This window comes from Enterobacter sp. RHBSTW-00901, from assembly GCF_014103115.1.
In the GTDB taxonomy this organism is placed as follows: Bacteria; Pseudomonadota; Gammaproteobacteria; order Enterobacterales; family Enterobacteriaceae; genus Enterobacter; species Enterobacter cloacae_P.
Window position 1 is genome coordinate 4,080,807 of the sequence record NZ_JABXPB010000001.1, and the last position, 13,066, is coordinate 4,093,872.

The 13,066-nt window shown below is 56.9% G+C and carries 13 protein-coding genes; 8 read left to right on the plus strand and 5 right to left on the minus strand.

Translation table 11 applies throughout. The features are described from left to right. Positions 1–68: 68 nt before the first annotated feature. Positions 69–2,174 carry a pyruvate/proton symporter CstA gene (gene cstA / locus HV318_RS19625; RefSeq protein ID WP_182274068.1) on the plus strand — a complete coding sequence of 702 codons (2,106 nt, stop codon included), beginning with the start codon at positions 69–71 and terminating at the stop codon, positions 2,172–2,174. 59 nt (positions 2,175–2,233) lie between these two features. After that, positions 2,234–2,431 carry a YbdD/YjiX family protein gene (locus HV318_RS19630; protein ID WP_006809671.1) on the plus strand — a complete coding sequence of 66 codons (198 nt, stop codon included), beginning with the start codon at positions 2,234–2,236 and terminating at the stop codon, positions 2,429–2,431. Here HV318_RS19630 and relB read toward each other — a convergent pair. From relB to HV318_RS19650, 4 genes are all read right to left on the minus strand, one after another. Further along, positions 2,428–2,832, minus strand: coding sequence for a type II toxin-antitoxin system RelB family anti-toxin (gene relB, locus HV318_RS19635; RefSeq protein ID WP_182274069.1), 405 nt, complete (start codon positions 2,830–2,832; stop codon positions 2,428–2,430). The genes HV318_RS19630 and relB overlap by 4 nt on opposite strands. After that, complete coding sequence (locus HV318_RS19640) at positions 2,813–3,109, minus strand: type II toxin-antitoxin system RelE family toxin (protein WP_182274070.1); 297 nt, start codon at positions 3,107–3,109, stop codon at positions 2,813–2,815. The genes relB and HV318_RS19640 overlap by 20 nt, the downstream gene beginning before the upstream one ends. A gap of 183 nt (positions 3,110–3,292) precedes the next feature. Then, entirely contained in the window at positions 3,293–4,036 is a 744-nt protein-coding gene (locus HV318_RS19645) for an SDR family NAD(P)-dependent oxidoreductase (RefSeq protein WP_182274071.1), read from the minus strand. Between the two features lie 57 nt (positions 4,037–4,093). Next, positions 4,094–5,182: an oxidoreductase gene (locus HV318_RS19650; protein ID WP_182274072.1), complete on the minus strand. Its 1,089-nt coding sequence runs from the start codon at positions 5,180–5,182 to the stop codon at positions 4,094–4,096. Positions 5,183–5,342: 160 nt separating this feature from the next. On the opposite strand from HV318_RS19650, the gene HV318_RS19655 reads away from it, so the two are divergent. From HV318_RS19655 to HV318_RS19670, 4 genes are read left to right on the plus strand one after another with little or no spacing between them, the layout of a single operon-like run. After that, on the plus strand, positions 5,343–6,845 hold the full coding sequence (locus HV318_RS19655; protein WP_182274073.1) for a sugar ABC transporter ATP-binding protein: 1,503 nt from the start codon (positions 5,343–5,345) through the stop codon (positions 6,843–6,845). Next, positions 6,842–7,837 (plus strand): ABC transporter permease, encoded by a 996-nt coding sequence (locus HV318_RS19660; RefSeq protein WP_182274074.1) that lies wholly within the window; start codon positions 6,842–6,844, stop codon positions 7,835–7,837. Before HV318_RS19655 ends, HV318_RS19660 begins: the two co-directional genes overlap by 4 nt. Positions 7,838–7,867: 30 nt before the next feature. Then, positions 7,868–8,932, plus strand: a complete 1,065-nt coding sequence (locus HV318_RS19665; protein ID WP_182274075.1) for a sugar ABC transporter substrate-binding protein — start codon at positions 7,868–7,870, stop codon at positions 8,930–8,932. Further along, positions 8,929–10,170: an LVIVD repeat-containing protein gene (locus HV318_RS19670; protein WP_182274076.1), complete on the plus strand. Its 1,242-nt coding sequence runs from the start codon at positions 8,929–8,931 to the stop codon at positions 10,168–10,170. Before HV318_RS19665 ends, HV318_RS19670 begins: the two co-directional genes overlap by 4 nt. A gap of 52 nt (positions 10,171–10,222) precedes the next feature. Here the strand turns inward: HV318_RS19670 and mtnK are convergent, their stop codons facing one another. Next, positions 10,223–11,422, minus strand: a complete 1,200-nt coding sequence (gene mtnK, locus HV318_RS19675) for an S-methyl-5-thioribose kinase (RefSeq protein ID WP_182274077.1) — start codon at positions 11,420–11,422, stop codon at positions 10,223–10,225. Positions 11,423–11,527: 105 nt separating this feature from the next. On the opposite strand from mtnK, the gene mtnA reads away from it, so the two are divergent. Together mtnA and HV318_RS19685 are read left to right on the plus strand one after the other, a co-directional pair. Then, positions 11,528–12,544 (plus strand): S-methyl-5-thioribose-1-phosphate isomerase, encoded by a 1,017-nt coding sequence (gene mtnA / locus HV318_RS19680; RefSeq protein WP_182274078.1) that lies wholly within the window; start codon positions 11,528–11,530, stop codon positions 12,542–12,544. Between the two features lie 45 nt (positions 12,545–12,589). Continuing rightward, complete coding sequence (locus HV318_RS19685; RefSeq protein ID WP_182274079.1) at positions 12,590–13,060, plus strand: SRPBCC family protein; 471 nt, start codon at positions 12,590–12,592, stop codon at positions 13,058–13,060. The last annotated feature ends 6 nt before the right edge of the window (positions 13,061–13,066 follow it).

Here is a 13,066-nt window from a genome sequence, read left to right on the forward strand (position 1 = left end):
TAAATTTTGACTGTTGTTCTAGAAACAAAATGTAACATCTCACTGTTTCACTACAACGGACACCAATTATGAACAACTCAGGGAAATACCTTATATGGGCAGTGCTCTCCGTTGTGGGAGCACTTGCCCTGGGCTATATCGCCCTCAACCGGGGGGAACAGATCAATGCGCTCTGGATTGTTGTCGCTTCCGTCTGCATTTATCTGATCGCGTATCGTTTTTATGGCCGTTTTATCGCTACAAATGTGCTGGCTGTCGATGCCACGCGCATGACGCCCGCCGTGCGGCATAACGACGGTCTGGACTACGTTCCTACCGACAAAAAAGTGCTGTTTGGTCACCACTTTGCAGCCATCGCCGGGGCTGGCCCGCTGGTGGGGCCGGTACTGGCGGCGCAGATGGGCTATCTGCCGGGAATGATCTGGATCCTCGCAGGCGTAGTGCTGGCGGGTGCCGTGCAGGATTTTATGGTGCTGTTTGTCTCGACCCGCCGCGACGGGCGTTCGCTGGGTGATCTGGTGAAAGAGGAGATGGGCGCAACTGCCGGGGTGATTGCGCTGGTGGCGACCTTTATGATCATGGTTATCATCCTCGCGGTGCTGGCGATGATCGTGGTGAAAGCACTGACCCACAGCCCGTGGGGGACGTATACCGTCGCCTTTACCATTCCACTGGCTATTTTTATGGGGGTCTACATTCGCTATTTGCGCCCGGGGCGCATTGGTGAAGTGTCGGTGATTGGCCTGGTGTTCCTGGTGTTCGCTATTATCTCTGGCGGTTGGGTCGCCGAAAGCCCGACCTGGGCACCGTTCTTTGACTTTACCGGCGTACAGCTGACGTGGATGCTGGTGGGCTATGGCTTTGTGGCGGCAGTGCTACCGGTATGGCTGCTGTTGGCTCCGCGTGATTACCTCTCCACTTTCCTGAAAATCGGCACCATTGTGGGGCTGGCGATCGGCATTCTGATTATGCGCCCGACCCTGACCATGCCCGCGCTGACCAAATTCATTGACGGCACTGGCCCGGTCTGGACGGGTAACCTGTTCCCGTTCCTGTTTATCACTATCGCCTGTGGTGCCGTGTCTGGCTTCCACGCGCTGATTGCCTCTGGCACCACACCGAAGATGCTGGCGAATGAAAATCAGGCCTGCCTGATTGGCTACGGCGGCATGCTGATGGAGTCCTTCGTGGCGATCATGGCGCTGGTGTCGGCCTGTATTATCGACCCGGGTGTGTACTTTGCGATGAACAGCCCGATGGCGGTGCTGGCTCCGGCCGGAACCGTTGATATGGTGGCTTCTGCCGCGCAGGTGGTGAGCGGCTGGGGCTTTGCCATTACCCCTGACACGTTAACCAGTATTGCGAATGAAGTGGGTGAGCAGTCGATCATCTCCCGTGCGGGTGGTGCGCCAACGCTGGCAGTAGGGATGGCCTATATTCTTCACGGTGCGCTGGGCGGGTTGATGGATGTGTCGTTCTGGTATCACTTCGCCATTCTGTTTGAAGCGCTGTTCATCCTGACGGCGGTGGATGCCGGTACGCGTGCGGCGCGCTTTATGCTACAGGACTTGCTGGGGGTGATCTCCCCTAACCTGAAGCGCACCGATTCGTTACCGGCAAACCTGCTGGCAACCGCGCTGTGCGTGCTGGCGTGGGGCTACTTCCTGTATCAGGGAGTGGTGGATCCGCTGGGTGGGATTAACACCCTGTGGCCGCTGTTCGGTATCGCCAACCAGATGCTGGCCGGGATGGCGCTGATGCTGTGTGCCGTGGTGCTGTTCAGGATGAAACGCCAGCGTTATGCGTGGGTGGCGTTGCTGCCAACCGCCTGGCTGCTGATTTGTACCCTGACGGCAGGCTGGCAGAAAGCCTTCAGTCCGGATAATAAAGTCGGCTTCCTGGCTATTGCTAACAAGTTCCAGGCGATGATCGACAGCGGTAAGATCCCGGCGCAGTATACGGAATCACAGCTTTCGCAACTGGTGTTTAACAACCGTCTGGATGCCGGGTTGACCATCTTCTTTATGGTGGTGGTTGTGGTGCTGGCGTTGTATTCTCTGAAGACCGCGCTGGCGGCGCTGAAAGAAGACAAGCCGACGGCGAAAGAGACGCCGTACGAACCAATGCCTGAGAACCTGGAAGAGATTGTGACCCAGGCGAAAGGGGCGCATTGATCCCCCTCACCCTAACCCTCTCCCCACAGGGGAGAGGGGACAAAAACGAGAAACTGACTATGTTCGACACCCTCTCCAAAGCAGGTAAATACTTAGGCCAGGCCGCCAAAATGATGATTGGCGTGCCGGATTACGATAACTACGTCGAACATATGCGCGTCAATCATCCGGACCAGACGCCGATGACCTACGAAGAATTTTTCCGCGATCGCCAGGATGCCCGCTACGGCGGCAAGGGCGGTGCGAAGTGTTGTTAACCCTCTTTTGGTAAATAGAGGCTGATCTGTTCCTGCTTACAACCGTAGATTGCCGCCAGCTTTTCGCGGGTGCGCTTTTGTGGGCGAGAGTCGAGAGCTTCAAGCTGTGACACGGCAGACTGGCTGATGCCGAGTTTATCGGCTACCTCCTGTTGGGATAAACCGCGCAGGATACGCCAGGCGGCCTGCAGGCTGACGTCCTGCCAGGTCATGATACTGCAGACCTCCCCAGGCAATTCAACGTCATCCAAACTATCGTGTTCGACTTCAATATCCTCCAGATCGTCGTCGGTTTCGTCGTCGATCTCTGCCATCTGTAAGCACATACGAAAGTATTCGTCATAGGGAATAACCACATACTGCGTTTTCCCTTCATCGTCCTTAATTAGCTGAACAGCCATAGGGAGTATTCTCCTCGTGCAGGTAAGTTGTTGATGTTCTAAGTTTAACGGCCAAAACATAGCAATCGTTATTGGGATCACCTCGAAGCGTAATCACAATGCGGTAATCACCCACGCGTAACCGAAAAAGATTTTCTGAAACCGATATTTTTTTGATATCGGATCGGGGAGCCGAACGGTCATCCAGCTCTGCGAGCTTAACCTCAATGCGCCGATGATAACGGCCATCGATTTTGGTAAGCGCTTTCTTTGCACCATTTGACCAGACAATCTTCATCCGTACCTCCACTGTACGCCCACACAAAATATAAGGAAATAATAAGACTATTAGATAAATTCTGAATTTCTTATGGGGCACTGTAGAGCGGAGAAACTGCGGGGGGTAGAGGCAAAATGCGAACCTTCGTGACGGCTCGAAAACACCTCCGCCAGGCGACAGAGGTGTGCAGTAAATTTGCGATCAGGCGTTCAACCCCCCGTCCACGTCCAGCCCCGTGCCGGAGATCTGTCCGGCAGCCGGGCTTGCGAGGAAGGTGACGGCGGCAGCGATGTCTTCCGGCTGGCCGTAATGACCCACGGCAATCATCTGACGCTGCGCTTCAGCCTGTTCACCGTCTTCCGGGTTCATATCACTGTTTGTTGGGCCAGGATGCACAAGGTTAACGGTAATGCCGCGTGGCCCCAGATCGCGAGCCAGGCCACGGGTGAAGGAGTTAAGTGCAGATTTGGTCATCGAATAGACTGAAATGCCAGGCATTCCCACGCGGTTTGCCAGACAGCTGCCGATGTTGATAATGCGCCCGCCGTCGGACATATGCACCAGCGCTTCCTGGGTGGTTAGCACCACGCCGCGAATATTGACGTTGATCAGGGCGTCAATGTCTGCCAGCGTCATGGACTCCAGCGGGCCGCCGCGCGCAATCCCGGCGTTGTTGACCAAAATATCCAGCCCACCGAGGGAGCGTGCAGCATTCGTGACGGCATCCTGAATGGCCCGTGCGCTGGCACTGTCAGCCTGAATGGCCTCGCTATGCCGCCCGAGCGCCTTTATCTCATCGGCGACTGCATGGGCTTTATCGACGGATTTTTCATACGTAATAATCACATCGGCACCGGCGCGCGCCAGCGATAGGGCAATCGCACGACCCAGCCCACGGCTGGCACCGGTAACCAGCGCCTTTTTACCTGTTAAATCGATCTGCATGATGACCTCGTTGAGAAAGTGGTGAGAATCATCATTAGGTATAGACGGTCGACGCTATTAACGGTTGAAGGATTCTACCTTCTCAAACGCAGCGCGCAGAACGTCAGGGGTTAGCTCAACCGGTAAAAAGTGAATCGACTCTACCGGGCGCAGGGTATGGGCAATGACCTTGTCCAGTTCGTCGCGGTTGTTGATATCGACATCCAGCTCACGAAGCCGGGTCGGCAGGTTAAAGCGCTGATATGCCGCCACCAGCTGTGCCAGTACGTCGTCCTGGCCGAGCAGGGCGCTTTGCACCAGGATCCCGTAGGCCACTTTGGTACCGTGCAGGTATTGTTCCGTCTGCGGCAACACGGTTAAACCGTTATGTACCGCATGTGCAGCCGCCACGCGGGTATAGCGTTCACCCAGACCGCCGACCATACCGCCACCGGCAATAATCGCGTCCACCACATCCCTGAACGCCTGCGTCGGTTCGCCACGCTGCTGGTCGGCCAGGGCTTCTTCACTGTGCTCCAGCAGGACATCGCGGATAGTCAGCGCACCGTTGATCCCCAGACGTACGGTCAGCGGCAGCTTTTCAGGCTGAGGAGCCAGGACCACCGCTTCGTACCACTTCGCCAGCGTATCGCCGATGCCCGCCAGCAGGTATTCCGCCGGGGCGTTAAGAATGATGTGCGGCTCCACCAGCACCAGGAAATTGGCATCGTCGAAAATCTCAAACTGTAGCGCCTGACCGGCGTCGTTATACCACACGGAAAGTGGCGTCCACGCGGCGCAGGTGGCAGCGATGGTCGGAATGGCGACAACCGGCACACCCAGACGGCGTGCCACCGCTTTGGCGGTATCGAGCAGTGCGCCGCCGCCAACGCCAATCACCACACTGGCATCACCGCCGGAGCGATTCACCAGGTGGGTGACGTCACGCTCGCTGCAGTGACCTTTAAACAGCAGATGTTTTGCACCTGGTGCGTTAAAGCTCTCCGGCAGGAAGGGGCGGGCACCTTCGATTGCGCGTTCGCCGTAGATCCACACCGCGCGGGAAAGCTGTTCCGGGGTAAAGAAATCATTCAGATGCGCAAAGCTTCCGGGGTGAGAGAAGTAGTTTGCCGGGCCGGGTACGACACGGATATCGGTATTGCTCATGTGGTTTTCCTTTTTTAGGGCGCGCTAACCCGATGTTATGTCTGGACATCCAGATGGCTAATAATATTTGGCTTTATCTTATGCCTTTTCCGTCGTTGTCAGTCAACCGGAGCTGTGAAAAATTCAATAAATCAAAATATTAATGAAGGATTTTACGCGGATGGTTTCCAGTCGCCTTGAGATGCGCGGTATCAGCCTGGCCTTTTCCGGTTTTCAGGCGTTGTCGCGCGTGGACTTCACGTTAACCGGCGGTTCCGTGCATGCGCTGACCGGAGCAAACGGTGCGGGGAAATCGACGCTGATGGCGGTGTTGTGCGGGACTCACGATCATTATGAAGGAGAGATCTGCATTAACAACCAGCCGGTGACGATCCGTGAGCCTCTCGATGCAAAACGGCTGGGGGTCCACCTGGTACAGCAGGAAGTGGACGTCGCGCTGATCCCGGGGTTGAGCATTGCCGAAAATATCATGCTCGACCAGCTGGCACAGCCGGGACACCGCTATAACTGGCGCGCTATCCGCCAGCAGGCGAGACAGGCGCTGGCTCAGCTGGATGTTTCCCTTGATGTTCGCCGCGCTATCGACAGCTGCACGCTGGCTGAAAAGCAGCAGATTTTGCTGGCGCGGGCGCTGTCGCACCACTGCCGTTTTTTAATTCTGGATGAGCCTACTGCGCCGCTGGATAGCCACGAGAGCGAACGCCTGTTTGCCGTGGTAAGACGCCTGCAACAGCAGGGCATTGGCGTGGTGTTTATCTCCCACCATATTCATGAGCTGAAAGCCATCTGCGACACCCTGACGGTACTGCGCGACGGCAGGCTGATTGAGTCCGGCCCGATGGCGGATCTCAGCGGTGAAGACATTGTCGAGAAGATGCTCGGCCACGTGCTGAGCGATATCTATCCGCCTGCGCGTCCGCCTCACAGCGAAGAGACATTGCTGCGGGTGGAAGGGCTACACGACGACGCGTTGCTGAAGGATATCTCTCTGCATCTGCGTAAAGGGGAGATCCTCGGCATTGCCGGGCTGGCGGGGGCGGGTAAAACCGAACTCTGTAAAGCGCTGTTTGGTGCCACGAAAAGCCGCGTGGCGCGCGGTGAACTGAACCATCAGCCCTGGCAGCCGCGCGACCCGGCAGACTCGGTGCTGCGCGGTCTGGCGCTGGTGCCTGAAGAACGGCGTAAAGAGGGCATCTTTATTGATGAGCCGGTGAGCGTGAATCTGGCGGTGACGGCGGATAACAGCTTCTCGCGCTGGAGTCTGTTCGGTCATCGCCAGGCGTGGCGCTGGGCGGAAGAGGTCATTGCCCGCGTAGGGATACGGGCGCGAGGGCCGGGGCAGGTACTGCGGCGTCTTTCCGGTGGCAACCAGCAGAAGGTCGCTATCGGAAAATGGCTGCGTAACGATGCCAGCGTTTTAATGTTTGACGAGCCGACGAAAGGCGTGGATGTGAAAGCCAAAACCGATCTGTTCAGGCTTATCGACGGCCTGGCACGCGAGGGCAAAGGGGTGATTTACGCCTCCGGTGAATTCGCTGAACTGGTGGGGCTGTGCGACCGCATTTGTGTGCTGTGGGATGGACGCATCGTGGCGGAAATTGCCGGGGCTGAGGCCCGTGAAGAGACACTACTTTACTATTCAACCGGAGGAACGGCGTCGTGAGCAAAGCCCTTTCAGTAACGGCGGCGGCATCTGGCCGTCAGCAAATTTTTGATTTTCTCTATAAGTGGGGCATGTTGCTGACCGTCGTCGCGCTGGTGGCCGTCTTTGGCCTGGCATCGGACAACTTCCTCGATCCGAACAACATCATCAATATTCTGCGCTCGATTGCCATTGTAACGGTGATCGCCATTGGCGTGTCGGTTTCGCTGACCATCGGTGGGTTTGATCTCTCTGTGGGATCAACCGCATCGCTGGCTAACGCATTGGTGATTTCGCTGTTCGTCTGGCACGGCTTCGGCACCACCGAATCGATTCTGATCACCCTTGCGCTCTGTACGCTGGTAGGGCTGTTCAATGCGTTTCTGATCGTCATCCTGCGTATTCCGGACATGCTGGCCACGCTGGCCAGCCTGTTTGTGATTCAGGGTGTGGCGATGACCTACAGCTATGGTGGTTCGATTACCGAGAACATGGTGCTGCCGGGCGGCGATATGGCCGAAGGAACCATTCCGGCGACGTTCAGCCTGCTGGGGCAGGTACCGACCATCGTGATTATCATGCTGGTGGTGACAGTGCTGGCACAGCTCGCTCTGTCGCTGACCACCCACGGCCGCCGTATGTATGCCATTGGCGGCAACCCGGAGGCGGCACGCCTCTCCGGTATTCGCACCACGCGCTACAAAGTGGCGGCCTACGTGATTGCCTCTCTGCTGGCAGGGTTGGGCGGCATTTTGCTGGCCTCGCGCATTGGCTCGTCGCAGGTGAATGCCGGTGGTGGTTATCTGATGGATGCGGTGGCGGCAGCGTGGATTGGTTTCTCACTGGCCGGGTCAGGTAAACCGAACGCGCTCGGGACGCTGGTGGGAGCGGTCATTCTTGGCGTGCTGTCGAACGGTCTGGTGATGCTTTCGGTGCCGTACTACGCAATGGACATTATAAAAGGGCTGGTGCTCGCCGTGGCGCTGGCGATTACCTACATACAAAAACGTTAACGATTTATAACAACACAACGGGATAACAGAATGAAAAAAATCGCACTCTCATTGGTGGCATTAGGGTTACTGACTTCTCTGCCGGGTTTCGCGGCGACATCTGCGGCGGTTCCGGCCGCGATTGCAAACCACGAAGGCCCGATCCGCATTGCGGTGATCCGTAATCTTGGCTCTGATGACAACACCACGCAGTTTGTTGCCGGGGCGGTTCAGGAAGGGAAGAAGCTCGGCTTTAAAGTCAGCACCTTTTTAAGTAACGGTGATGACGCCAAATTCCAGGACTTCGTCAACCAGGCGATCAGCCAGAAATATGACGGGATTATTCTCTCTCAGGGGCGTGATCCGTATGCGACCGCGCTGGTGAAAAAAGCGGTGGATGCGGGCATCAAAGTCTCGGTGTTTGATACTGCCGTCAACGGCGAAATCCCGGGTGTGACGGTCACCCGGCAGGACGACGCGTCCCTGACCAACCTCTCCTTCGGCCAGTTAGCGAAAGATTTCAACGGCAAAGCCAATATCGTGAAGCTGTGGGTAGCAGGCTTCCCGCCGATGGAACGTCGCCTGACGGCGTATAAAGCACTGCAAAAGCAATACCCGGGCATCAAAGAGCTGGAATCTATCGGTGCGGTGTCTTCTGACGTGCAGGGCGATACTGCCAACAAAGTGGGGGCGATTCTGGCGAAATACCCGAAAGGCAAAATCGACGCCATCTGGGGAACCTGGGATGCCTTCAGCCAGGGCGCTTACAAAGCCCTGAAAGAGAACGGCCGTACCGAAATCAAACTCTACAGTATCGACATTTCCAACCAGGATCTGCAGCTGATGCGTGAATCCGGTAGCCCGTGGAAAGTGAGTGTGGCGGTGGATCCGAAGCTGATTGGTGCCACCAACGTGCGTCTGATTGCCAACAAGATTGCCGGTGAAACCACGCCTGCGACCTACGATTTTAAAGCGGCTGCTATTCCTCAGGCGCTGCTGACCGCGCAGCCAGGCGCGGTGAACGTGGCGTCGCTGGGTAAAATCATTCCGGGCTGGGGTCAGACCGAAGATTTTATCGCGCCGTGGTTTGCGACGCTGGAAGCGAAAAATAAATGAGCGTGCTTCCAGCGCCCGAATACAGCCGCAATATGCGGCTGATTGGCCATAGTGACCAGGGTGGTCGACCGGATGGCGTACAGCTGATGGTGCATCGCGGTTTTGCGTACATCGGTCATATGGTGTCGCAAGGCTTTTCGATTGTGGACGTGCGCGACCCGAAAAATCCCAAAGCTGCAGGTTATGTGCCTGCGCCGCCTGGCACCTGGAATGTGCATCTTCAGGCGCACGACGACCTGCTGCTGGTGATTAACGCCCGGGATCTGTTTGCCGATGCCCGTTTCGCGGATGAGAAGGTTTACTACACCCGTCAGGTGGGGGAAACCGTTAGTGATGTCCTGGACCAGGGCTGGAGCGCCGGGCTGCGCGTATTTGATATCTCCACGCCGGATAAGCCGCGTGAAATTGGTTTTCTGTCGCTTAACGGCATTGGCATTCACCGCATCTGGTACGTCGGTGGGCGCTGGGCGTACGTTTCAGCGCTGCTCGACGGATTTGCCGATTACATTTTCCTGACCATCGATCTGGCCGATCCGCGTAAACCTGAAGTGGCGGGGCGCTGGTGGCTGCCGGGGATGCACCAGGCCGAAGGTGAACAGCCGGACTGGCCGGAAGGTAAACGCTATGCGCTGCACCACGCGATTATCGCCGGTGATACCGCCTATGGGAGCTGGCGCGATGGTGGGCTAACATTGCTGGACGTAAAAGACAGAACCCGGCCGAAGCTGATTAGTCATCGCAACTGGAGCCCACCGTTTGGTGGCGGCACGCATACCGCGCTGCCGTTACCGGACCGCGACCTGCTGGTGGTGCTGGATGAAGCGGTACTCGATAACCAGGAAGATGGCGAGAAGCTGATCTGGCTGTTTGATATTCGTGAGCCGTCCAACCCGGTCAGTATCTCTACTTTTCCGCAGCCGGAGGAAATCGACTACGTGGCAAAAGGCGCGCATTTTGGCCCGCATAATCTTCACGAGAATCGACCCGGAAGCTTTGTCAGCTCAACGCTGATTTTCGCGACATATCAGAATGCAGGCGTGCGCGCGTACGATATTTCGAACCCGTATCGTCCCGTTGAAACCGGTGCGCTGGTACCTGCAGCGCCGGAGAGGATGATGGATACGCGTCCGAATCGCCCGCAGGTGATCCAGTCGTGTGATGTATTTGTGGATGCACAGGGGATTATCTACAGCACGGATTATAACGGCGGGTTGTCGGTGATTGAGTATTTGGGATGAGAGCGGTCAGATGCCCTCACCCGAACCCTCTCCCACAGGGAGAGGGAGAAAATCAGCTGTACTGACGCACCCGCGCCACCAGTTCTTCCACACTGTCGATGCGTCCGGCAATCACAATCAGTGCTTTGCCAAGCGTAATGGCGTGGCGCAGGCATTCGTGGCGCATGGCATCGTCCTGAATGGTGTCGATATCCGCCACGTGGGAAAGCCCCACGCTGCGGCGGATCAGTTCGGTACCGCAGAAACCAATCGCGTCCTTCCACACCTTTTTCAGATATTCAGAGGCATATCCCGGTGCGCTAAGCGCGGCATCACGGGTTTTCTCGTTTGCCAGCGCCAGGAAGCGTTCCGCGAAAGTATTCCACAGTACCTGAATATCGGTCAGACGCTGTTCACGGGCGGCCGCGGCATCGCGAATGCCCAGATGCCCCGGCAGGCCGCAGAAGTTCAGCAGCAGGTTACCGATGGCGGTGCCCACGTCAAAACCGATCGGGCCGAAGTAACCGAACTCGGCGTCGATAGCTTTCAGACTGCCATCCGCCACGAAAATTGAGCCGCTGTGAATGTCCCCGTGCAGCAACGCTTCAGCCTGGGAGAAGAAGCGGTGCTTCAGGGACGCCACGGCAATTTTCAGCTGGGCGTCATCGCGCAGGGTGGCGACGTCATTTTCCAGCCCGGCCGGGTAATTGTTGCGCTCGTGGAGCTGGTACGGATCGTTGAAGAACAGATCTTCGGTGATCTCGCACATCTCCGGGTTAATGAATTTCGCGACCTGTGCTTTTTTCTCGTGCGGATGCAGATAAAAGTCGCTGGTGTGGAACAGCGTCTGGGCGAGATATTCACCCAGCTGGCGTGCAGCCTGCGGGTAGTCGTTGTTGTTGATCAACTCCCCGCGCCAGATGCGATGGCTGGAAAGATCTTCCATCACCATTACCGCCAGTGCCGGGTCATAGTGGTGAATTTTAACGGTGTGCTGCGGGCAGTGCTGATAGTGCTCGACCAGGGTTTGCGCTTCCAGACGGGCGCGATCCAGCGTCAGCGGCCAGGATTCACCCACGCAGCGCACATAGGGCAGTGCCTGCTTGACGATGATGCGGCTTACACCGTCATTATCGAAAATTTTGAACACCAGATTGAGGTTACCGTCGCCCACTTCCTGCGCCTCTACCAGCGATGATGGGTTATCGAGGCCGCCAAACTGCCTGGCATACTCCACGGCGTCCTGGGCGGTAAAGGTGTGATATTGCGACATTGCCGGTTCCTCATTGGTTTTGCTGATAAAGACATTTAGACGTCTATACATCTGGACTTCATCCTGACACAATGTGCTACAACAACGCAACAGGGAATTAACGACATGCAGACATTACAGACGACCAGCCTGCGGGTGGTGGATAATCAGCTATTTATTCTTGATCAACAGGCACTTCCGCAGGAGAAACGCTGGCTGGATGCCTCCACGACAGCGGCGCTGGTCGGCCATATTCATGCCCTGCGTGTGCGTGGTGCGCCACTGATTGGTCTTTCTGCAAGCGTGCTTCTGGCCCTGTTGGCGGAAAAGGGCAACAACCGCGACGCGCTGGCGGCGGCGCTGGAGACGCTGCGCGCTGCGCGTCCGACGGCGGTGAATCTGATGAACAACCTTGACCGCATGAAGCAAGCACTGTGGCGAGAAGATTTCGTTCCTGCCCTGGTGGCTGAAGCACTGCACCTGATCGACGAAGACAGGCAGCTTTGCGATGCCATCGCGAAAGCCGGTAGCACACTGGTGAAGCCCGGCAGTCAGTTGCTGACCCACTGTAATACTGGCGGGCTGGCAACGGCAGGTGTGGGGACGGCGCTGGGAGTGATTGCCCGCGCGCATCAGCAAGGCAACGTCAACAACGTCTGGGTAGATGAAACCCGTCCATTGCTGCAGGGTGGCAGACTGACCGCCTGGGAACTGGGTGAACTGGGCGTGCCGTATCAGCTGATTACCGATTCGATGGCCGCCAGCCTGATGGCAAAAGGGCTGGTGGACGCCGTGTGGGTGGGCGCTGACCGCATTGCCGCCAACGGCGATGTGGCGAACAAAATCGGTACCTATTCGCTGGCGGTGCTGGCGAAATTCCACGGTATCCCGTTCTACGTGGCTGCTCCGCATACCACGCTTGACCCGGATTGCCCGAACGGTGAGGCGATCCCCATTGAACAGCGTGCGGCCAGTGAAGTGACGGGCGTGGCCGGGAGCTTCGGTTCGGTGCAGTGGGCACCGGAAAACGCGCCGGTGTATAACCCGGCATTTGACGTTACGCCTGCGTCGCTCATCAGCGCCTGGGTGCTGGATACGGGCGTCGTTACGCCAGAAGAGGTTGCGAAAGGGAAATTTGCCTGAGTCCGGCTATCCTTTAAGGGTTTCCCTAAAAAAGAGGAGCCAAACGTGACTCTTGATCCCAGTACTGACTTAAAACTGGAACGCGTGGTGGATGCACCACGCGACCTGCTGTGGCTCTGCTGGACGACGCCAGAGCACATCAAAAACTTCTTTATTCCTGTTCCCCATAAGGTGACCGAATGTGACCTCGACCTGCGTGTGGGTGGGCGGTTCAACACCGTGTTTGAGGTGGATGGTCAGCGGATGGACAACAAGGGCGTTTTCCTCGAAATTGACCCAGGCAGGAAACTGGTCTTTACCGACGGTTACACCGAAGACTGGAAACCGGCGGAGAAACCGTTTATGACGGCAATCCTGCTGCTCGAAGATGCGGGTGAAGGCAAAACCCGCTATACGGCGATTGCGCGCCATCCATCGGCAGAAATTCGTGAACAGCATGAACAAATGGGCTTCCACGAAGGGTGGGGGATTGTGCTGGATCAGCTGGTGGCGTATGTGAAGGGGCTGAAACGGTAGTGCTTC

Bases quoted from the DNA above. Each gene is read 5' to 3' on its own strand.
- cstA (WP_182274068.1), top strand. From the start codon at position 69: ATGAACAACTCAGGGAAATACCTTATATGGGCAGTGCTCTCCGTTGTG.
- HV318_RS19630 (WP_006809671.1), top strand. From the start codon at position 2,234: ATGTTCGACACCCTCTCCAAAGCAGGTAAATACTTAGGCCAGGCCGCC.
- relB (WP_182274069.1), bottom strand. From the start codon at position 2,832: ATGGCTGTTCAGCTAATTAAGGACGATGAAGGGAAAACGCAGTATGTG.
- HV318_RS19640 (WP_182274070.1), bottom strand. From the start codon at position 3,109: ATGAAGATTGTCTGGTCAAATGGTGCAAAGAAAGCGCTTACCAAAATC.
- HV318_RS19645 (WP_182274071.1), bottom strand. From the start codon at position 4,036: ATGCAGATCGATTTAACAGGTAAAAAGGCGCTGGTTACCGGTGCCAGC.
- HV318_RS19650 (WP_182274072.1), bottom strand. From the start codon at position 5,182: ATGAGCAATACCGATATCCGTGTCGTACCCGGCCCGGCAAACTACTTC.
- HV318_RS19655 (WP_182274073.1), top strand. From the start codon at position 5,343: ATGGTTTCCAGTCGCCTTGAGATGCGCGGTATCAGCCTGGCCTTTTCC.
- HV318_RS19665 (WP_182274075.1), top strand. From the start codon at position 7,868: ATGAAAAAAATCGCACTCTCATTGGTGGCATTAGGGTTACTGACTTCT.
- HV318_RS19670 (WP_182274076.1), top strand. From the start codon at position 8,929: ATGAGCGTGCTTCCAGCGCCCGAATACAGCCGCAATATGCGGCTGATT.
- mtnK (WP_182274077.1), bottom strand. From the start codon at position 11,422: ATGTCGCAATATCACACCTTTACCGCCCAGGACGCCGTGGAGTATGCC.
- mtnA (WP_182274078.1), top strand. From the start codon at position 11,528: ATGCAGACATTACAGACGACCAGCCTGCGGGTGGTGGATAATCAGCTA.